The following is a 20944-nucleotide window of genomic DNA, read 5'->3' on the forward strand; positions in this document are numbered from 1 at the left end:
TTGAAAGCAGGCGTCTACGCCCCCGCATCTGCAGAGCTCATTATTCGTCGGCGAGCGCCATGCGAGTCATCCGCCCAGCCGATGGCGACAAGCCGCCGGCAGCGCAACGCTTAGAACCGGTGCTGCAAACCCAGCGTTACCGAACCGATATCCAGCTCACCGCGACTGGGCCCCGCCCGGTAGCTGCCATGGCTCAGGCCCTCCAGATCCAGCCGCAGCGCGGTGGCATCGTTGAACCAGTAGCGCGCGCCCATGCCCAAGCCCAGGTTCCACTGGTTCAGGGTCACGCGGTAGGGCTTGAGGCTGCCCTCGGTCCAGTGGCTGCGTTCGTTGCCCAGCGATACCTTGCCGACCAGCTCGAAGCGATCGCCCAGCGGCAGGATGCCCAGCACACCGGCGCGCACACCGTAGCTTCCTACCTCTCCGAGACCCTGCAGGTCTGCTTTACCCAGCGTGGAATGCGCTTCCACCTCCATGGCCAGGTGCCGATTCCAACGGTAGCCGGCGCCGGCTTGAAGGCTGGTCACGATGTCACTGCGCTCGAAGGACGTGCCCTCGTACGACAGATCTCCATTCGGGGCCGTGGCGCCGACGCCTCCAAAGGCGTACAAGCCATCACGATCGGCGGCCTGGGTCGCGAAGGATGCCGTAGACAGCATTGTTAGCGAAATGAAAACTGAAGATAGAAGGGACTTCTTGGTCATGCGACGCGGTTCCGGGTTGATGGAGCGGCCAGAATCGACGCGCCCCAGCAACAAGGGTATAGAACAAGTACGAACTCTCCTGCCAACTTCACGAAAAAACACTACGGTTCAGATAAGTGCAGCCAGCTGGCGGACACTGCCACCCGTGCGATCACGCAGCGATTGCCCTCGCCTTGGTCGCCCACAGGACCTGCCTTATCTCATGAGCGCGACAAGGGAACCTCGCCACGTGATAGGTGGTATCGGCACAGACGACCGGGCAGGCACGCAGCAGGATCGCCTCACGTTCAAGACCGAGCATGGCGGTATCGGCCGATACCGACATCGGCCTGGACCGATCTGCGCGTGAATGCCACCCGCATCATCTCCATGGAAGGCGCAACCTCGGCTCCCAGGATCAAGCTGCAGAACACAGGGAAGCCCCCCTCCCTAACCCAGGCGTGGATAGACGAGGGTCGCGAGGACGTACATTGGAAGCACTCCGCGTGCCACTTTTTGTTACGCCCCCATGTTTCGGCTGCAAGCCGGAGAAAAGCGTGACATCCAGATTCGTCCAGCCGCACACGGGAAACTCCTCAGGAACCGGAAATCCCTGCTGTGGCTCAACATTCTTGATGTGCCGCCGCGCCAGGCTGGAGCCTATCCCGACACGGTTGAGATCGCGCTGCGATGGCGACTGAAGAGATTCCATCGACCGACTGCACTTGCAGGAACGCCGGCCAACGCACCAGCGCTGCTGCAATGGACACAACAGACCCACGCGTCGGGGCGGCACATTCTTCAAGCATTCAACCCTACGCCCTATTACGTAAGCCTCGCCAGGCTCATCGTGAACAGCCAGGACATCGCCCTTGCCGCAGATCACGCCGAACTGCGGCAAGGGCGATGGCGCCAATGGCCAAATGGCGGCTGAGGCCGGCCGAAGTGCCCACGTGAAGATCTCCTGGCTGGACGATTCCGGCCTGGAACAAGCCGAGGAGGCAACCTTTCCCTCACGACGGCCTCAGAACCAATGCGCACTACCAAGGCTCGACCGTGATGGTCATCGATGCGGAAGCATCACCTGGATTCAATTCGTCCTTGTTGCGGATGAAGCTCACCTGCATCTGCTGGGTGCCCGAGCTCGGCAAGCCTCCACCAGTTTGCTGAAAGTCCCTGTCATTCGAGTACCAACTGCCATCGAACTTCACCGGGACATTGTCCCCCTTGCTGTTCGTCAACGTAACCAGCAGATCGACGCCGCTGGCTGTGCCAGTGGGCTTCAGCCTACCGTCGGTTGAGTTGCCATTGGGGCTGGAGAAGGCGAAGTCGCCACCATCCCGATCGCCTGGCTGATTTCCGATCGAACAGGACCAGCTGAAGCTGAAACCCAGCTCCGCCCCTCTGGAATTCTCATGCCTCAGCCCGGACGTATACGCCGTGGGCACCGTCAACTCTTCCGGCGGCGAGGATGAAAATCCGCAGGAAGAGTAGCGATTTCTTGTCACGTTGTAAGAATCAAAATCGAGAGAAGCAAGATCCTGACCAAACGTCTCGTCCTTGACTTCCAGTGCGCTGGACATGTAGCCGGTATCGTCATCGCCGCCGATGTTCGCAAGCGCAACGATCCGATGGCTGACTTCAACACTTATCGAATACTGGCCCGTAGCATCATCTCGTGTTGCAGTCGCAGTAACCGTCGCTCCATCCGCGTCAACAACTCCATGACCCGCAACGTAGAACTGAACGCCCAAACTACCGCGGTATGGACTCCTGAAGGTCGCATTCCCTCCTATAGCCTCTGCGGGGTCCAGGGCAGGCTTGAACTCAATCTGCGCCGTAGCGCCAGGAGCGCAGCGTTCAAAGAACCGGCGCGGCACATCCTGCCAGTCCAGTACCACAGTGCCCTTGGGGATCTCATCGTCATAACGAAGGCCACCTGTGATGCTAGTACCACCTGACGTCGCCACGCAGGCCGATGCCGCTCCTGCGCCCCCCAGCAACATCACTGCAGCCATCAGGCGGCTCGCCCAATGGCCGCAACAGGTTCGGGGCTTTCGATTTTTCATCTGCATGATCATGATATTCTCCGTCCTCAGCGTGGCGCTTCAGATCCGACTTGACGTTGTTCATCTGCGTGTCGCCGATTGACAGCGCACGCGCCTTTCCGCGCGAATCGTTATTTGGCCAGACGCGCTGATGCACTCAGCGCATGCACGAAGCCCTGGTCATCGAGCCACTCAACTTGTAGCGGTAGCGATCCATTCGATGCATCGGCCTGACCCGGCACGCGCTGCGTCCAGTTCCCGTAGGGGGGAATCTGTGCCTTACGCACCACCAGCGGCAGCACCTGGCCGGCCAGCTTCAGTTCACGTAGGCTGACGTAGTAGGCAGAGGCGTTGCGCGCATGCAGAACAAGACTCCCATCATCTTCCTCGGCGAAGCTCCACTGCACCGCCGTAGCTGCAGCTTCGGGCTTTCCCGGTAGCCCTGCGGGCCGATGAAACACCTTCAACCGCCACTGTACGGCATGCTCGAACAGGCTCTTTCCCTTTCCAGGCTTGCGCGCAGGAACCTCCAGAATATTGAGCCAAAGCAGTGTCTCGCGGTCTGTTGGCAGGCTCGCGATATCCGCCGCGCGAACATGGATGTCCCTGCGCTTGCCGCCATCAAGGCGGAACAACGGGGGAGTGGTGATCAGCGGCGCCTTCAGATGTTCGGGCGCGACGCTGGCGTCCCCCAGATCAATCCAGGACTGGATCAGGGACGCCGCCTCGCCAGTATTCCGGATTCTCACCCGGGCCGGGCCAGATCCTTCCTGGTGGAGGACCCGGGTTGCATTTACATGGAGATCCGCGGCTGCCGGCAGTGCAACACCCAGCAGCATCAACATGCAGGCCAGACGGGAAGCTGCGCGCCGAGTGCAATCAAAGAAGGCTCGCTGGCGTACGTTCATGGTCAGCCCCCCCTTCAATTCGGTGCGCCCGGCGCGACAGCAGCCGCGTGGCGGTCGCCCCGCTCGGCCACGTCGGCCCGCAAGCAACTACTGATATAGAGCTGGTCGCTGCTCGCACCGGACAAGTCGTAGGCAATGGTGCAGCTCTGCGCGGCGTCGCCACCCGGACGGACCTGCAGCTGGCCGCGGTCGTTGATGCCGCGCACCCACAGACGGCTGCCCTGCCCGACCACACCGATCACCTGCCCACTTTCGTCGTACACATCCAAGCCAAACGGCAGCGGCTGGCCGTGATTGTCCAGGGCTTCGATCAGTGCACTGCGACCACTGGCGGTGGGAATGACCGCTTTGACCACCGCACCGGCGGTGGGCACCGTGGTGACCGAGCCACTCTTTAGCTCCACGTCCATCGGCAGGCCGGTCGGGTCCACCGCAATCTCATTCATGCGGTAGGCACTCAGGTACGGCACCACGGCGTAGCCGCGTTTGTTGGTCTTGACCCCGCGATAGTGACCAACACCCGCACCCGGACCATCCGGAACATGTACCAGACCTACGGTATCGCCGAGACGCTGCGAGAACGTCATGCCATCGCCGTGCACCACTACGCCGCCAGACGCGGAAACGCCCAACTGCTGACTGTTGTCGCTGCGGCTCCACGATGCATTGAGATTTGCCATCGGTGCGGCATAACCCACGTTGGCACCAACGTTCCTGCTGCCCGGCGACTGGCCGTACGACAGGTTGTAGCTACCCTGCGTGCCATCACCGAAACTGCCGCCGACACCCGCGCGGTAGCTCCCCCCATTGCGGTCGCTGCTGGCGCTTGCACTCAGACGCGGTGCGGCAGGAGCACGGCCCAGCGGCACGCTGACGCTCAGATAGGCACCAGTGCTCTGCTTCTGGCTGCCGCTGTTGAATAGCGACGATTCCAGCGTGCGGCGGGCACTGATGCTGTACGAGGCGCGGCCGAGCTGGCCGTTGTAGCCCAACGAGAAGTTGGTGGTACGGCGGTTCTCGCTCCAGTAGTCAGTAGCGCTGCCGTTGAGGAACAGCGAGCCTTTCGTCAGGCGCTGGTTCACATGCAGATCGATTCGGCTCCGCTGCCTAGACACATTGGACCCCGAGCTGCCATTGGCCAGATCGTGGCGCAGGCGCGCCGCATCGCTGAAGGACAGATAGCCCTCCGTGGAGTAGCGATATGCCGCCAGGGTGAAGCTGGTGGCTGTGTTAAAACTACGGCTGTAGGCCAAGCGATAGGACTGGCCCTGCATGCGCTTGCCGAAACCATCCATCGGGGACGGTAGGCGCGCATCGGAGAAAGTCAGGTCGCCAGAGAATGCGCCGAGTCGGGTATTCAGTGCGCCACCAAGAATGATGGCACTGTATCCATCGGCAATGGTTGCACCGCCAAACGCCGTGAAGCCGCTGCCTACACCACGGCGCAGGGTCGCCTCAACGAACGCCGGCGAATCGATGGCGGCATTGCGCAGCTGACCCACAGTGAGGCTGGTGCGCTGCTGCCCCTGACGCAGCAGTTGTGGCACCGAGGCGAACGGCACCACGAAGGTCTCCACGCGACCGTCAGCCTCAGTGACCTCGACCTCGAGATCACCAGCGCCGGAGGTGTTGCCCAGGTCGTCGATCTCAAACGGGCCCGGTGCCACAGTGGTTTCGAACACCACACGACCTGCTTGGCGAATGGTCACGCGCGCATTGGTCTGCGCCACACCTCGGACCACCGGCGCATAGCTGCCGAACACTTCCGGAAGCATGCGGGAGTCGGTACGAAGATTGACACCGGTATAGCTGACTGACTCAAACAGGTCACCTGCCGTGGACGATTCGCCCACGGTCAGCTGGGCGTTCAATGCCCGAATCTCGCGCTCGGCATAGCTACGGCTGGCAGTATAGCTGCGATCGCCGTTGTCGTTCTGCGAGAAGTATCCGCTGTGACGGAAGCGCCACGCGCCTAGGTTCAAGCCGGCATCGATGGTTGCACCGGTGTGACTGCTCTGGCGGCCGCTGCTCTCCGAACGGCTGTGGTTAATACTGTAGTTGATCAGTGCCGCATTGATACCAGGATCCCAGCGATCCGGTGACACCCAGCCGCTGCGATTCGAACGCAGATAGGCCTGAGGGATCGAAATCTCCAGGCGCTGTTCGCCACTGTCCAGGCGCATGCTGGCCGACGGGATGAAGCGCGACAATGCCTCGCAGGTGGCTTGTTCCGGCAGAGGTAACAGATCGCGACCCTCCTCCTTCTGGCGGATGGCATCCAGCTTGGCCTCGTCGAGAGACATCAATGCAAACAATGCGGGGTCCAAGCACAGGAGAACCTCGCCGCCGTGGCCTGCACGTGCCTCGACATCATGGCGGCCCACCAGCTGATCGTTGACAAGGATGTCGGCGCTGTAGGTGCCGGGCAGCGGCCCGTCGTTCTGGAAGCGACTCAGATCCAGGCCAGTACCTGCGCCGTGCAGGAAGTCTGCATTGAATTCCAGCGCAGGAGCAGCCACGGCACTCATCGGCAGCAGTGCGGCAAGCACGGCCGCAGCGAGGCGGTGGTGGCGCAGCAATGTAATTGTAGAGTGTCGGTTCATGGCAAGTATCCACGGCGAAGGCGCAGGGATTCGTGGCGCACAAAGGCGCCCCCGGCAGCAAGGAAAGTGATGCTTGGTTACTTCAACGGTGCTTTCATTTCGATCTGGCCGCCCTGGTCATTGACGTACTCGTACGTCACCTGGTCACCAAGGGCCCGATACGCCGACTCACTCAACTGGAACTGGGCGCTGGCCATGGGACCAACTACGCCCGACTCGACACCCAGTGCGGCACCACCTGCAACGATTCGATTGAGGCTGACGTGGTATGGGGTCGGGTTCTTCGCTTCCAGCACGTAACCTGAGTCGTTTTTCACAAGCGCCCACGTCAACTTTTTGGGTGCTTCGGCTGCGCCAGCCGCAGACAAACCGCTGGGGCGGTAGAACAGCTTGATTCTCGTTCGTACAATGAGATGCAACCGACTCTCATCATCCTTTGCCACTGCGGGAACATCACGCGCGTTGAACCAAAAGAGGCTTTCGCGATCCTTCGGAAGGTCGCCACCGATCGCCTGGATGCGGAGTACCTGTGCCTTGCCTCCATCAATACGGAAGATCGGTGGGCGAATGACAAAAGGGGCCGATGCTGTGCTGGGCGTTGCGTTCATATCTCCATCATCGATCCATGTCTGAACCAGGGATGGATTTCCCCCATTATTGTGGAGCCGGATGCTCGCCTCTCGCGAGTTCTCTGGATAGACGATACGAGTTGCTTCAAGTGTGACGGCTGCGGCCGCCGTATCAGCCCCCCCCAGGCTTGCAATGGCAAGCGCGATCGGAGCAAGGGTTCGAATGCGGCGCATGATGCGACTCCTCTTCAAGATGCGAAAAATGCGGGCCGGCTCGAGTACGCAACCGGCCCGCCGACAGATCAGCGGAAGCCGATGTTGACGCCAACCGCACCCACGAAGGTGCCTGCGGTAACCTCTTCGGTAGTGTCAACGCGCATATAGCGGGCCTTCAGGGCGTGGGTATACACGCCATCGTTCAAGGTCGTCGACTCGAGAATATCGGGATCGCGGAGATCCACTACATTACCTTTCGAATTCACCACAGCGAGGGCAACGTTCTTGGCCGTTGCGGCGTCGTCATTCGCGATTCGACCCGAAGAATCGAGGCCGGTTTCGAAGTTGAGGATGCTGGTGGTACCCGGGCACTTGTTGCCGTCGTCACCGACGACGATGGTGAACGGCGTCTCCTTCGATACGTCGCTGCCGGTTTCGATCTGCGTCTTGCTCGCGCGACGCAGCGTGACAGTAGTGCCGGTGGCATCAGAACCACCCACGCCGACAGAGCACGTGGTGGCGTCAATTGTGCCCCTGAAGCTGATGGTTGCATCAGCGGCATTGGCCGAAGCAGCAGCACCCAGCGAGAGCGCGGCGGACAGAGCAATTGCAAGCTTGTTCATGTTTCTAAAGTCCTATCAGGAGTGGTTGTTTGCGTTCAAGCCGCGCGTTGCTGGGCTTGAGCGAAGGGCATTCCCTTCGAGAGGAAATGCTACGTACACCGCGATTCGGCAGGCATAGGACAACGACGAGTTTTGAACCTGCCTGCCGAGTCGCGGTTGTTCGTTCAGAACGCCCAGCGGGCGCCCACGTGGATCTCGCGGGAGGCCAGGTCCAGGCGCATCTTTTCGTCCTGCAGGCTGCGGGCATTGCCGAAGGCGTTCCAGCCGCTTTCAGTGCTGCCCATATCGACGTAGCGGTAGCCCAGATCCAGCGTCAGCTGCTGGCTGGCGGCATACGAAACACCTGCGCCCAGCGACCACGCCAGGCCCGTGCGGGTGGCGCTGTCGTAACGGCGGCTTTCGTTGCCCTGCCAGCCACCCGAGGTGATGCGAGCGAGGCCGGCGCCGGCGCTGCCGTACAGGGTCCAGCCCTGTGCCAGGGTCAGGTCGCGGTAGACATTGAGCATCAACCGCTGCGAGCTGACATCGTGATTGTTGAAGCTGGTGGCGAAGATGCTGGAGCCGCTGGTGTAGGTGTCGCTGCGGCGCAGGGTGTATTCGCCTTCGGTACGCCAGCCGTTGCCGTGCGCATAGCCGAAGCCCACGGCGCCGGTGACGAAGCGCTGGCGCTCGTCGCCTGCCACGAAACGGCCGATGCCCGGGCGGGCGCTGGCGTCCATGTTGGTGGCGCGGTGGTCGGCCGCGATGATGCGGGCGGTGGCGTAGTGGCCGGCGGTGGTTTCGGCGTGGGACAGCTGCGGCAGGCAGCAGATGCCGGCCGACAACAGAGTGGTAGCAAGGTGCTTCACGGGATTTTCCTTGGTGTGAGTGCAGAAGCCACACGTGGCACGGGAGAATTCACCCGTGCCACGTGTGGGGGCGCGACTTACTGGCGCCAGGTGCGCGTTGCCGCGTCGTAGCGGAACGTGATGCCGTTCGCCGGCAGGCTGACGGCTGTGCTCAGGTTGCTGTGGTCTGGCTGCAGTCGGGTGAAGTGATCGCCCGACGGATTGCTGAGCGTGTACACATCACCCTCTACAGCGGTGGCGGGCAGGCGCAGAATCGACGGCGTAGTGAGATCCTCTGCCGCGCTGCCAACCACCACGTCCATCACGCGGGCGGTCGGTTCCGGCAGGTCAACCTGCGAGGGCTGGATACGCGCGTAGGCAGCGCGTGCGTGCCAGGCACTGTCCATGTCATTGAAGATGTAGGCGCAGGTCTGCGTGGACGGGCACGTCGTGCGCTTGCCGCCACTGCGGATCTCAACGTCGTTCGGATTGGTGTTGACGAAGGCCAGTTGCGCAAGCTTGGGCGCCCATTCCGGAAGATTGACGCGAGTGATGTTCTTCGACATGGACGGGAACACGTCCGTCAGAACATGCTCCGACATCGGAACCGTCGCTTCACCCTCTTGGTGGAGGGTCAGAAAGCGTGCAGTTTCTCCGCCGAGCATGTGCCAACGCTGATAGTTGCTGGACCAGCGCAGTTGGACGTTGGTCCCCGCATTGATCGTCAGATCAAGCAGATCAGCGTGGGTGGTCTTGCTTGTATCCAGCGTGGAGGTCCAGGCCGCACGCGAGCTCAACTCGACCACATCACCCGGGCGCGGGTGCTCCGGGAGCTTCAGTTCGCCGGCCCAGTCGCCATCAATCAGATCAAAATACAGCTTGCTGTAACCCGACGGCATTGCACCGCTGTCACCGTTGGAGCTCGGGGTGAGGCGGATTTCCGTGGCCGAAGCAGCCGCCGGGGCCAGGCACACCAGCAACGCGATCAGCAGGGAATTGCGACGCGAATTCTTCATAAGACAGCTCTCTCTCAGAAAGGGATGACCGGCATGCGCTGCACTGCCTGTGCAACTGCATTCCGGCCCGGCCACGATGGCCGAACCCATTCCTTCAAGCTGTCTGACTCGTCCTAATTTTCACGCGGATTTCACTTGCTCGCTGGCGCGTTTCCAGACCAATCCCTCAGGCCTTTTTCACGGGCAACTGCAACCACGCGCTTTCGTGATCTTCTCCACACGCGCACGGTTGGGCAACCGTGCCTTCCCAGTCCAGCCGCAACCGTCGTCGTTGCGTGGGCGATGCATACAGGTACTCGTTGAGCAGCGCCATGAACCGCTTCTGCCCGTGGGGCGACAGCTGGCTGAAGCTGCACATCAACGAGGCAATGCGGACATCGAGTAAAGGGGGCACGGCGGCTCCATGCGAGGAAGCAAACGGTACCTCCACCCTAGTTTCCTCAGCCGGTGTTTCCATCGGACGATGTCGGATTGCGGCCGTGTCATCCACCATGACCCCCGTCAGGAACGCCACGCGCCACCTGTGACGCCGACACCAGGCCCTGCGCCAACGCGTAGTCGAAGATTTCACTGGTGCGCTCCAGCCCCAGCTTGCGCATGGCCGAGTGCTTCTGCGTACTGACGGTCTGCCGGCTGCGCTTGAGCTGTTCGGCAATCTCCTTCTGGCTCATGCCCTGCGCGATCATCCGCAGCACTTCGATCTCGCGCTTGGTCAGCGCCACGTCCTGGGTTTTCTCCAGCTGCTGCACGATGCTGCCGGACAGGTAGCCATCGTGGCGATGGGCGGCCTGGATGGCGCGGGTCAACTCGGCAATGGGGTCGATCTTGCCAACGATGCAGTTCACGCCGGTGCGGCCGATGCCGGCCAGCACCTGCGCACCGGAGATGCTGGTCAGCACCACCAGCGGCAGCTTCGGGAAGCGGCGGCGCAGGAAGCCGAGCATGGCCACCCCATCACCGTAATCGCCCCCCGGCATCGAGAAGTCGGTCACGGCCACGTCCACCGAGTGCTTGCTGAGCGCCTCGACCAATGCCGTAGAATCGCCGGCGGTATCGATGATGTCGATGCTTGGCTCGGACGCGAGCGACTCACGCACGCCGGCCAGGATGACGGGATGGTCATCGGCAATGACGATACGGATTTTCATGGCATGATCTCCTTGTTGTTCTTCATAGCGGTACCGGCACCGACTGTAGGTGCCCTGCACTTCCCCGCCTTCTTCGGACCCCTGCCTTGATGACCCAGCTGGCCATTCGCGTTGCCCTTGCCGACGATCACCCGGTGATCCGCCTTGGGGTGCAGAGCGCGCTGCAGGAGGCGCCGGCGATCCAGTGCATCGGCGCGGTGGCCGACTCCACCGAGCTGGTCGCGCTGCTTGAGCGCGAACCCTGTGATGTACTGGTAACCGACTACGCGATGCCGGGCGGTGCGTTCGGCGATGGCCTGGAACTGCTGAGCTATCTGACGCTGCGCTTCCCGGCCCTGCGCATCGTGGTGATGACCGGAATGGATCAACCCGGGTTGATCCACAAGCTCGACGCCAGCGGTGCATCCGGCATCGTCAGCAAGGCCGACGATCTTTCCCAGGTACAGGCAGCGGTGATGGCGGTGTACGCGCACCGCCGCTACCACTCGCCAGCGGTGGTGGAACTGCTGCGGCGCAAGGAGCAGCGCCGGGTCACGGTGCTGTCGCCCAAGGAAGTGGAGGTGGTGAGGCTGTTCCTGGAAGGGCTGAGCATCACCGAGATTGCCGCCCGCCTGGACCGCAAGAAGCAGACCGTCAGCACGCAGAAGGTCAATGCCATGCGCAAGCTGGGCGTGGAACGCGATGCCGAGCTGTTCTCGTTCGCTGCGGATCTGGGGCTGAAAGCGGACAATCCGCAGCGCTGATCGGGCGCGCATCACGCACGTCACGATTCCTGCTCCAGTTCGTGCCGGTAGTCATCCAGGCGTGCCTGCAATGCCGCCTGCAGTGCATCCAGCTGTGATGCCGGAACGGTCTGGCCCTCACGCAGGGACTGTTCCACCTCGCCGCAGCGTTCGCCAAGTGCCTGCTCGCCCAGCATCTGCAACACGCCCTTGAAGGCATGCACTCTATCCAACAGCCGCACCATGTCGTTCCCGGCACGCGCGGCGGCCATCGTCTGCAGATCCTCGTCGCCGGTTTCCACGAACAGGCGGCGGATGGCGGCGGGCACCTTGCGTGGCGTGCTGTTTGTTTCCACAACGGGCTGCGGCGCAACGTCCGCCTTGCCGACCTTGCCCAGCCCGGCTTCCAGCCGATCCAGGTTCAGCGGCTTCAGCAGCAGATCATCGATGCCGGCGGCGAGGCAGCGCTCGCGCTCACTGGCCAGCGCCGTGGCGGTGATCGCCAGGATCGGCAGTGACTGACCACGTTGGCGAAGCGCGCGCGCCAGCGCGTAGCCGTCCATCACCGGCATGTTGATGTCGGTCAGCACTGCTGTGTAGGTGTCGTCCTGCCACAATGCGATTGCAGCGGCACCATCCTCGGCGGCTTCCACGTCGTAGCCCAGTTCCTCCAGCTGCTGCTGGATCAATTCACGGTTGACCGCGTTGTCCTCCACCAGCAACACACGCCCACGCGACTGCGCCACGGCTGCACGCTCGGGAGGCGCCACCGCGGCAGGCGCACCCTCACTGCTGCCGATGGCCGCCAGCAGGGCGTCGCTGGTGTAGCAGGTCACCTCGGTACGGTCGTCACGGGTCTCGGGGATCAGCGGGCCCTGTGCGTGGGCGAATACGGTGCGTCGATGCGATCCGGCCAGCTGTTGTTCCTCTTCCGGGCTCCATGGCCGGTGGTCACCCACGATCAACAGTACCTCGCCGCCGGCGTCGGCCTGCGGTGCTGCCAGCAACAGGGGCTCGGCACCCCACGCCAACAGCAGGCGCTCGGCTTCACTGCGCCATTCCGGGGTGGACGACAGCACGGTGATGCGCTGTCCCTGCAGCGGCTGTGCGGGCGGGTTCGCTGCCGGCTGCAGGTGCACCGGCAGCAGCAGGGTGAAGCTGCTTCCCACGCCCTCGGTGCTCTCCACCGAGACCTGGCCGCCCATGGCCTGCGCCAGCTGCTGGCACAGCGCCAGGCCCAGGCCACTGCCGCCGTAGCGGCGCGAGACGCTGGCGTCGGCCTGCTGGAACGGCTGGAACAACTGCTCCGCGTGTTGTGGGCTCATGCCGATACCGGAGTCGATCACCTGCACGCGCAGCTGCGCGCCCTTGCCGTCCACCTGCTGCAGCTCGGCGCGCAGGATGATGCGGCCGGATTCGGTGAACTTCACCGCATTGCTGACCAGGTTGTTGAGGATCTGGCGGATGCGGTGCGCATCGCCGATGCAGTCCTCGCCCACGGGCGCTTCCACGGCAAAGAACAGGCGCACGCCCTTGCGCAGGGCATCCGGCGCATACAGCAGCGCCACGCCTTCAATCAGCGGACGCAGCGCGAACGGCCCCCGCTCCACATCCAGCTGCCCGGCTTCGATCTTGGAGAAGTCCAGCACGTCGCTGATGATCCGCATCAGCGCTTCGGCGGAGAAGCGGATGCGGTCCAGCCGCTCGCGCTGGCCCGGCTGCAGCGACGAACGCGCCAGCAGTTCCAGATGGCCCAGTACACCGTTGAGCGGCGTGCGGATCTCGTGGCTCATGGTCGCCACGAAGGCGGACTTTGCGCGGGTTGCAGCTTCGGCGGCCTGGCGTGCGGCCTCGGCATCCTCGCGGGCACGGCGCAGCGTGTCTTCCAGTTCCACCTGCGCGGTGACGTCACGCAATGCGCAGACCCAAACGGCCTGATCGTGGTAGGTGGCCAGCGCCATGCTGATCTGCAGCTGGGTGTCAGTGTTCCCCTCCGCGGGCGACCATTGCAGCTCCAGTGCCTCGTCACCGTGGCTGCTCCGCCCCAGTTCGGCCAGGCGCGCGTACAGCGGTGCGGTTGCGATGCTGCCCTCCTCGGCCTCGTCGCCCACCAGCTGGCGTGCGGTGTCGTTCTGCAGCAAGGGCCTGCCACCATCGCGGGCCAGCAGCGCCAGGCCAATCGGCGCGGTGCCGATGATGGCGCGGCTGAGCGCTTCACTCTCATACACGCGCGATGCATCGGCCAGCGCCGGCGTGAACACGCGCCGATCGATGCGCAGCAGCAGCCACCACAGCAGGCCAATGATCAGCAGTGCGCTGAGGCTGCGCGCCAGCAGATACGGGCCCTGCGCTTTCCAGATGTCTGACCAGTCGTAGACATGGTTGAGGGTCCAGTCCACGCCGGGCAGGCTGCAACTGAGGATGAAACGCCCCTGCGCGTAGTGCCGGGAGGGCTTGGAGCCGGCGCGCGCCGGCAGAGTCTGCAGCAGCAGGTCCTGTTCCTGGCTGGTCAACCCGCCGCTGCTGAGCACCACCTCATGCTGGGCCGAGAGCACCAGGTAGCGGCCTTCTTCGCGGGCCTCCAGACGGTTCTTGATGTTGTCCACCGACTCGAACACCACACGTCGGAAGTAAGGTGTGGTGCCCTCGGCCATGGTCACCACACCCACCAGCGACGACTGGCCGGTGAGCGGATTGACGGCGAAGCGGGACAGCAACCGGCCCTCGCGGGATGCGGCGCGGATCGGGCCGGGACGCGGCAACACCTTGCGCACCTCCGGCTCGTCGCGCAGCAGGCGGGCAAAGGCCTGCTGGCGGGTGGCCACGCCGAGGGTCTGCAGCAGCTGCGCCTCGTCGCGGACATTGGAGACGGCCAACAGGCGTCCCTGTGGCTCGTAGGCGAACATCGCCACCGGGCCCGGCGCATCCTGCGAGGTGATCGAATCGGCGGTGTAGGCCGAATAGATATCGATCATGCCGAGGTAGGCCTTCAGCTCCTCGGGCGGCAATGGATTGTCACGCGCACCCAGCACCAGCCACGGCACCGCGGTACGGCCTTCCGCCCTCACTACCACTTCCTCGCCTTGGGCATGGAAGCGTTCGGCCAGCGGGGTGCCGACCGCCGTCAGCGCAGGGCGCTGGTCGCGCCACAGCACGTCGTTGCCGTTGACCGAGGTGGCATAGGCGCGGTCGCGCTGGTACAGGAAGTAATCGAGCGCCGCGCGGGCTTCCAGGAACGACTGGCGTTCGCGGGCGTGGAACTCTTCCACGTCGGCTATGGAGCTGACGATGGCCGCCAGCAGCACCAGCGCCGTTATCAATGCCCCTCCCCCGAACAGCAGGCGGCGACGCAGCCGGCGCAGATCGTCCAGGCGCGCGGCGGCGGCGCCGCCCGCGCCCTGGGCTGCTTCAGTGCCTGCCATGACCGTGATCCTGAGGTGGGTACTCATGCAATTTATCCGATTGCGCCAGTAGCTGGCGCATTTGGCATAGCTGGGGCCAGTGCCAGCACAACGGCCTGGCAAAGGGCTTCGCTGGCGTAGCAGGACACCACGTGGCCCCCGTCCTGCGCCTGCGGCCGCAAGGGACCCTCACGACAGGCCTGTATCCAGGGCTGGCCCGTGCGTCGTACCCAATGGACATCGTCCGCTGACGCTTCGAACAGCACCCACGCTGCCCCCGGTGATGACTCCGGCGCCTGGCCCTGGACCAACTGCACCTGCGCCCCCCATCCGCGCAACCGCCGCTCCAGTTCACCCCGCCACGGGCCCGGCGCTGCCAGCAGGTTGATCCGCCGCCCGGCCAGCGGCAGCGGCACCGGAATGGCAATCGAGGTCAGCAACGGCACGTCGACCACGAAGCGACTGCCCACGCCCGGGGTGCTTTCCACCCAGATGCGCCCGCCCATGCGCTCGCACAGCTGCTGGCACAGCGCCAGGCCGAGTCCTGAGCCACCGAAACGCGAGACGATGCTGGGCCCGGCCTGCACGAAGGGCTGGAACAGGCGTTCGCATTCTTCCGGGCTGAGGCCGATGCCGGAGTCGGTGGTTTCAACCCGCAGGACGCCCCCCTCCGCTTCGCGCAGGTACGACACCCGCAGCTGCACCCGCCCGGACGCGGTGAACTTCAGTGCGTTGCTGGTGAGGTTGCGCAGAACGCGCTCAATGGCGGCCATCGGCGCAACCGCGGCCGCCGGCACGTCAGCATCCACCACGCAGTCCAGCTGCAGACCCTTGGCCTGCGCCATCGGCGCGTACAACACCGCAACCCGTTCCAACAGCGCGGACGGCGCAAAGCGCTCCGGCGTCAGCGTCCATTGCCCGGATTCAATGCGGGACAGGTCCAGCACATCAGTGATGATGTCCATCAGTGAATCGGCGGACTGGCGCAACCGCAGCACGCGCTCGGCGGGCTCGGCCTGCAACGGCGTGCGTGCGAGCAGCTCCAGGTGGCCGATGATGCCGTGCAGCGGGGTGCGGATCTCATGGCTCATTGCTGCCACGAAATTCGATTTGGCCCGACTGCACTCCTCCGCCGCCGCCGTGCGGGCGCGCTCGGCCTCGATCTCGCGCATGTCGCGGCTGATGTCCTCCACCATCAGCAGCACCCCGCCGGGCCAGGCATCGCCTCCCGAATGGATGTGGGTGCGATGGAACAGGCGCTGCCGGGAATCGCTGGCCAACGCGAGGTCGCCCACCACTTCCACGGCGCCGTGGCGGAGATCGGCCTGCATCATCGCTTCGCGCAGGTGCGGCATCAGCCGTGAACCAGCGGCACGATCCATGCGCTGAAGCGGACCATTCCAGTCCTGCACGTGGCCGGTACCGGCTTCGAGCAGGGCCACGCCCACCGGAACGTGTTCCAGCAGCAGGCGCAGGCGCCGATCGCGGGCATAGATGGCCTTCACCTGCCGGAGGGCTGGCGTGTACATGCGCCGGTGCAGCCACAACAACAGGAGCCACAGCAACGCCAGTGCAGCCAACAAGCAGCCAATGCCGCTGAGCAGCATCGGCGCGATGCCGCGCAGGATGTCGGTCCAGCTGTAGGTTTCCACCAGCGTCCAGGGCGTGCCTGCCACGGCCAGTGCGAGCGTGAAGCGTCCGTTGTGGAAGCGCGCACGGGTGGCGTCGCCCAGCAGCACCCAATCGACATCGGCACGCGGTGGCGATGCGCGGGCGTCGTCCGGGTTCGAGGCCAGCACCTGCAGCCCATCGCGATCCAGCAGGGCCAGGTGGCCCTGGCTGTTGCGGCGGAGCAGCGCCTGCAGCTGCGCCATCGGTTCGTAGGCGACGAACGTAGCAATGGGTTTGGCGCCCGCGCTGGCCTGGAACACCGACACCAGCGATGGCTCGCCGCTGATCGGGTGGCGGCCAAAGGTCCGGCGTGGCGTGTCGCTGCGCTCCACGCTTTCCAGCAGCGGCACCTGGTCGTGGCTTGAGGCGGGCGACAGCAGCTGTGCCGGTGCGCGCAGATGCTCGAATACCTCGCGGCGCGAACTGGCCGCCAGCGCGCTGATCAGGTTGCGCTCGGTCAGTCCCTTGTCCAGCGACAGATACTGGCCACTGGGGTCGAAAAAGTAAGACGCGCTGGTCGGCTCACCCTCATCCGCGCTGCGGCTCAGGCGCTGGATGAGCGACACGGCGGTGGTGAGCTGCAGATAGCGCTGCAGGTCCTGTGGCCGCCACTGCGTGGTCTCCAGGCCCAGCACCATCTGCGGGCGGCTGCTGTCATCGGCGACCACGACCAGGCGTTGCCCGCCCTCCAGGTAGGCGCGGCGCAGGCTCTCGGCGCTGGCCTCGCCGAGCTGGATGTTGCGGTCCCACGCGTACTCGACCATGTCCGCCATGCGCCCATAGCTGGCGTCCTGGCGGGCCAGCTGGATCTGCAGCGCGGTATGGGCGCGGCGGAAGTCGGCGATGCGCCGTGCCTCGTAGCCATTGACCTGGACCACGATGAGCGTGATCAGCACGCTCAACGACAGCAGGCTGAGTACCACGCCGCAGGCCACCATCAGCCGCCGTGGGTACTGCCTCAGCGCCTGCAGCTCACCCGCGCCCGATACATCCGGACCGGCACCGGAATGCAGGCGGCGCAGGGACTCTGCAATGGAGGGAGAGGCGGAGGGCATGGCATCGAGCGGGCGCCGGCGGCGCGATGTGAAGGACATGGGAACGCCAGCATGCGTGGCGGCAGCGAGCGCCGATGTAGGACAAGGTCGAAAAAGGCGTCCATGCATGACGCATTTGCCCGTACAGACAGTTCTGTCCACATTTCGAACTTGTCCGGTTTCTGCGCGGCTTCAGGCTGGGGACGCTGTACGCATTCCCAATCGACGAGGACATCGCGATGAAGCCTGCATGGAACGGTGAACGGCTGTGGGCGCTGCGCCTGATGGCTCGCCACGCCCTGCATCGTGCGAGCGTGCAGATCGGCGCGGCACTGCTGCCCATGCTGACGGCCCAGGCATCAACTCGCCTTGCCGAAGGGGCCTTTGCCACGCTCGGCCCGTTGCTTCACGCAGAGCGCCATGGCCGCGCCTTCCACACCCTGCAGCGACTGGGTCACGCCCCAGCGATCGCCGCCGAGTTGAGCGCCCGATTCCTGGCCGGGCACTGGCTTCGCAAGGTCCATGCGCAGTACCTGCAGTCGCTGCCCTTCCCTGCCCTGCAGCACCTGCTGCGGGGAATGGCCTGGCGTGACCCTGGCGCGCTATGGCCCTCCGCCGCAGGACGCCGGCGGGTGGTCTGTCTGCTGCCCAGCGGCAATATCGAACTGGCAATGGCGGCACTGCTGGACCGTCCGGGCGCACCCGCGCACTACTTCATCAACGCGCTTCACCATGAAGATTCCCCCATGCACCGCACGCTTCTGGCGCTGCAGCGTCAGGGCCATCGCCTGGACATCGGCCGACCATCACGCTGCGGCCAGGCTTGGAGGAAGCTGAGGCGCGGGGCCACGGTGGTGACCGTGCTGGACCCCTGTCCCTGGCGCCAGACCGGAAACGCCACCGAACCCCCGCCCCTGCGTCTGGCAAGGCTGGCGCAGGTGCCTGTGCTGCTGCTCGGCCATCGTTGCGATGGCAGCGCCGCGGGCACGCTGCATGTGCTGGGCGAGTACAGTGCCGAGTCCATCGCCAATGGCGCCACGGCGCTCTACACCAGCGCGCATGCGTTCCTGGCTGCTGCGCCGCACGACTGGCGCGATCTGGACCGGTAGATGCTTCCTTTGGCCGCAGCAGGTTGTCACCCGCTGCGGCCGACCCACTCAGGCAACGATCAGCGCCACATTGATGTTGTTGCGGGTGGCATGCGAGTACGGGCAGACGATGTGCGCCTTGCGTACCAGCTCCTCGGCCTGCGCCGTGGGCACACCCGGCATCGAGATGGTCAAGGCCACGTCGATGGCGAAGCCGGTGCTGACCGCACCGATCCCGACGTGGCCGGTCACCGAGGTGTTGTCAGCAATGGTGATGTTCTCCTGGCCGGCCACGTACTTCAGCGCACCGAGGAAACAGGCGGAGTAGCCGGCGGCGAACAGCTGCTCCGGGTTGGTACCGGTGCCGCCGGTGCCGCCCAGTTCGGCCGGAGTGGACAGGGCGATGTCCAGGGCCTTGTCGGACGAGGTGGCGCGGCCTTCGCGGCCGCCGACAGCGGTGGCCTGGGCCGAGTACAGGATCGATTCGATGCTCATGGAACACTCCGATGGGTTGTTTGAGTAGGTGACGCTGCATGCCGTCACCCGCTCATCCTCCCCACCGTCGGGAGTGCCTTCCATCGGACAGCGACGATAGCGCAGCCCGTTTCATCGTCACCGTCAAACGGGCAGATGCACGTAAAGGGCCAGCAGCGCCAGATGGCCCACGTAGTAGCCATAGAACGCCCAGCGCCAACGTGGCAGCCGCCACGGCACGCGTGCCACTGCCAGCACCACCGGAACGGCCAGTAGTGCCCAGCCGTTGTGGTTGGCCCAGCACACGGCCCCGAGACCAACCAGCAGCAGCCACCATGCGCGATGCCGGAACGCGATCCAGCCCACTAGCACGAAACCGACGCCGGCCCACTGGTAATCCACCAGCATCGGTGCCAAGCCCGCCGCCAACAGCAACAGTAGTGGGCGATTGTTGGCCAGCGCATGCACGGCCACCGCAGCCAGTGCGAAGGTGAGCAGGATGTTGAGCGGCAGCCAGTAGCCGAAGGCCAGTGCATGCAGCGGCTGCGCGATCACGCCCCATACGGCCAGGCGCCGGATCGACTTGCGCAGGTCCGCACCTGGCTGGGCGAGGTTGCAGGCCATCACCAGCGCGAACAGCGGGAACGCGATACGCCCCAGTTCGCTCATTACCGGCACGTAACCGCCGAAAACCACCTTCGCCACGTGGTCGCCGGTCATGGTCAGCAGCGCGAGCCACTTCAGCAGCTCGCGGCCGCCACTGCTGAGGCTGGGGTGGCGCGTGGACGTCCCTGTCGTGGTCGCTTGCATCGCGGAAGCTTATGCGCACCAGCCAGCCCATTTCCAGCGCCGCGAAGGCGTGTGCCACTGCAGGCACCGGGCTGCGGCGCTATGCTGGCCGCCCCTGCTTGTGAGACATGCCCCATGCGCATCCTGTACCCCGCCATCGAACCCTACCGCGAGTTCACTCTGGCGGTGAGCGATCTGCACATCCTGCATATCGAGGAATGCGGCACGCCGGAGGGCATCCCGGTGGTGTACCTGCATGGCGGCCCCGGCGCCGGCATCTCGCCGACCCATCGCCGCTTCTTCGACCCGGCGCGCTACCGCATTGTGCTGATCGACCAGCGTGGCAGCGGACGCTCCACACCATTTGGCGAGCTTCGCGACAACACCACGCAGGATCTGGTGGCCGACATCGAGAAGGTGCGCGAGCACCTCGGCATCGAGCGTTGGCTGGTCTATGGCGGTTCCTGGGGCTCGACCCTGTCGCTGGCCTACGCGCAGGCCCATCCCGAGCGTGCCACCGGCCTGATCGTGCGTGGCGTGTTCCTTGGCCGCGAGATGGAGAACCGCTGGTTCGCGGAAACCAACGGCGGTGCACGCTGGATCTTCCCGGAGCGCTGGGATCGCTACGAGGCCTATATCCCGGAGGCCGAGCGCAGTGACATGCTCGCGGCCTACTGGGCGCGCCTGGACAGCCCGGATGAGGCTACCCGCATCGAGGCGGCGCAGGCCTGGCTGGGCTGGGAGGACAACGCCGCCACCCTGCAGCACGACGTGGATGCCGAATCCACCGATGATCCGCTGGATACGCTGGCCAAGGCCCGTATTGAAGCGCACTACTTCCGCAACGGCATCTTCCTGGAACAGGACCAGTTACTGCGCGATATCGATCGCATCCGCCACCTGCCCGGCGTGATCGTGCAGGGGCGCTACGACATCATCTGCCCGCCGCGCAGCGCCTGGGACCTGGCCAAGGCCTGGCCGGAAGCAAAGCTGGAGATGGTGACCTCCGGTCACAGTGCGAACGAGCCGGCCACGGTGGATGCGCTGGTGCGTGCCACGGATGCGTTCGCCGACCGCTTCTGAAGGCATCGGGTAGTGCCGGCCGCTGGCCGGCATCCCAGCGC

General features: G+C 64.6%; 18 protein-coding genes and 1 pseudogene. 5 read left to right on the plus strand and 14 right to left on the minus strand.

Going from position 1 to position 20944, the window contains the following annotated elements; translation table 11 throughout:
• Positions 1-110: 110 nt before the first annotated feature.
• On the minus strand, positions 111-704 hold the full coding sequence (locus tag AC5O77_RS01755) for an outer membrane beta-barrel protein (protein ID WP_197583812.1): 594 nt from the start codon (positions 702-704) through the stop codon (positions 111-113).
• 369 nt (positions 705-1073) lie between these two features.
• On the opposite strand from AC5O77_RS01755, the pseudogene AC5O77_RS01760 reads away from it, so the two are divergent.
• Positions 1074-1350, plus strand: a pseudogene (locus AC5O77_RS01760) (fimbria/pilus periplasmic chaperone); the annotation flags it as partial.
• 90 nt (positions 1351-1440) lie between these two features.
• Complete coding sequence (locus AC5O77_RS01765; protein WP_494506419.1) at positions 1441-1617, plus strand: fimbrial biogenesis chaperone; 177 nt, start codon at positions 1441-1443, stop codon at positions 1615-1617.
• Between the two features lie 106 nt (positions 1618-1723).
• Here the strand turns inward: AC5O77_RS01765 and AC5O77_RS01770 are convergent, their stop codons facing one another.
• The 9 genes from AC5O77_RS01770 to AC5O77_RS01810 all read right to left on the minus strand — a co-directional run bounded on the left by AC5O77_RS01770 (position 1724) and on the right by AC5O77_RS01810 (position 10641).
• Positions 1724-2764: a hypothetical protein gene (locus AC5O77_RS01770; protein WP_197583819.1), complete on the minus strand. Its 1041-nt coding sequence runs from the start codon at positions 2762-2764 to the stop codon at positions 1724-1726.
• 98 nt (positions 2765-2862) lie between these two features.
• Complete coding sequence (locus AC5O77_RS01775; RefSeq protein ID WP_478057441.1) at positions 2863-3576, minus strand: fimbrial biogenesis chaperone; 714 nt, start codon at positions 3574-3576, stop codon at positions 2863-2865.
• Positions 3577-3653: 77 nt separating this feature from the next.
• Positions 3654-6242, minus strand: a complete 2589-nt coding sequence (locus AC5O77_RS01780; RefSeq protein ID WP_197583824.1) for a fimbria/pilus outer membrane usher protein — start codon at positions 6240-6242, stop codon at positions 3654-3656.
• A gap of 77 nt (positions 6243-6319) precedes the next feature.
• Complete coding sequence (locus tag AC5O77_RS01785; protein WP_197583827.1) at positions 6320-7045, minus strand: fimbrial biogenesis chaperone; 726 nt, start codon at positions 7043-7045, stop codon at positions 6320-6322.
• Between the two features lie 68 nt (positions 7046-7113).
• Positions 7114-7650, minus strand: a complete 537-nt coding sequence (locus AC5O77_RS01790) for a fimbrial protein (protein ID WP_197583830.1) — start codon at positions 7648-7650, stop codon at positions 7114-7116.
• Positions 7651-7814: 164 nt separating this feature from the next.
• A complete protein-coding gene (locus AC5O77_RS01795) occupies positions 7815-8498 on the minus strand; it encodes an outer membrane protein (RefSeq protein ID WP_478057443.1) in 684 nt (227 codons plus the stop codon).
• Positions 8499-8575: 77 nt separating this feature from the next.
• Complete coding sequence (locus AC5O77_RS01800) at positions 8576-9583, minus strand: hypothetical protein (RefSeq protein ID WP_197583833.1); 1008 nt, start codon at positions 9581-9583, stop codon at positions 8576-8578.
• Positions 9584-9659: 76 nt separating this feature from the next.
• On the minus strand, positions 9660-9806 hold the full coding sequence (locus tag AC5O77_RS01805; protein WP_157806622.1) for a hypothetical protein: 147 nt from the start codon (positions 9804-9806) through the stop codon (positions 9660-9662).
• A gap of 169 nt (positions 9807-9975) precedes the next feature.
• Positions 9976-10641 (minus strand): LuxR C-terminal-related transcriptional regulator, encoded by a 666-nt coding sequence (locus AC5O77_RS01810; protein ID WP_100468653.1) that lies wholly within the window; start codon positions 10639-10641, stop codon positions 9976-9978.
• An 89-nt stretch (positions 10642-10730) separates the two neighbouring features.
• On the opposite strand from AC5O77_RS01810, the gene AC5O77_RS01815 reads away from it, so the two are divergent.
• The gene (locus AC5O77_RS01815; RefSeq protein ID WP_006369342.1) at positions 10731-11384 is read left to right on the plus strand and encodes a response regulator; all 654 of its coding nucleotides are present in this window, start codon (positions 10731-10733) and stop codon (positions 11382-11384) included.
• 20 nt (positions 11385-11404) lie between these two features.
• Here AC5O77_RS01815 and AC5O77_RS01820 read toward each other — a convergent pair whose 3' ends face one another.
• Both AC5O77_RS01820 and AC5O77_RS01825 read right to left on the minus strand, forming a co-directional pair.
• Positions 11405-14785 carry an ATP-binding protein gene (locus AC5O77_RS01820; RefSeq protein WP_494506368.1) on the minus strand — a complete coding sequence of 1127 codons (3381 nt, stop codon included), beginning with the start codon at positions 14783-14785 and terminating at the stop codon, positions 11405-11407.
• Positions 14786-14817: 32 nt separating this feature from the next.
• Entirely contained in the window at positions 14818-17529 is a 2712-nt protein-coding gene (locus tag AC5O77_RS01825) for an ATP-binding protein (protein WP_478057445.1), read from the minus strand.
• Positions 17530-17708: 179 nt separating this feature from the next.
• On the opposite strand from AC5O77_RS01825, the gene AC5O77_RS01830 reads away from it, so the two are divergent.
• Positions 17709-18578: a hypothetical protein gene (locus AC5O77_RS01830; RefSeq protein ID WP_197583840.1), complete on the plus strand. Its 870-nt coding sequence runs from the start codon at positions 17709-17711 to the stop codon at positions 18576-18578.
• Positions 18579-18626: 48 nt separating this feature from the next.
• Here the strand turns inward: AC5O77_RS01830 and AC5O77_RS01835 are convergent, their stop codons facing one another.
• Both AC5O77_RS01835 and AC5O77_RS01840 read right to left on the minus strand, forming a co-directional pair.
• On the minus strand, positions 18627-19052 hold the full coding sequence (locus tag AC5O77_RS01835; RefSeq protein ID WP_197583843.1) for an organic hydroperoxide resistance protein: 426 nt from the start codon (positions 19050-19052) through the stop codon (positions 18627-18629).
• A 123-nt stretch (positions 19053-19175) separates the two neighbouring features.
• Positions 19176-19841 (minus strand): TraX family protein, encoded by a 666-nt coding sequence (locus AC5O77_RS01840; RefSeq protein WP_478057446.1) that lies wholly within the window; start codon positions 19839-19841, stop codon positions 19176-19178.
• 114 nt (positions 19842-19955) lie between these two features.
• Between AC5O77_RS01840 and pip the strand changes: the two genes are divergently transcribed.
• Positions 19956-20903 carry a prolyl aminopeptidase gene (gene pip, locus AC5O77_RS01845; protein ID WP_006369540.1) on the plus strand — a complete coding sequence of 316 codons (948 nt, stop codon included), beginning with the start codon at positions 19956-19958 and terminating at the stop codon, positions 20901-20903.
• Positions 20904-20944: the final 41 nt, after the last annotated feature.

Source organism: Stenotrophomonas sp. INTA L402-1, assembly GCF_059295135.1.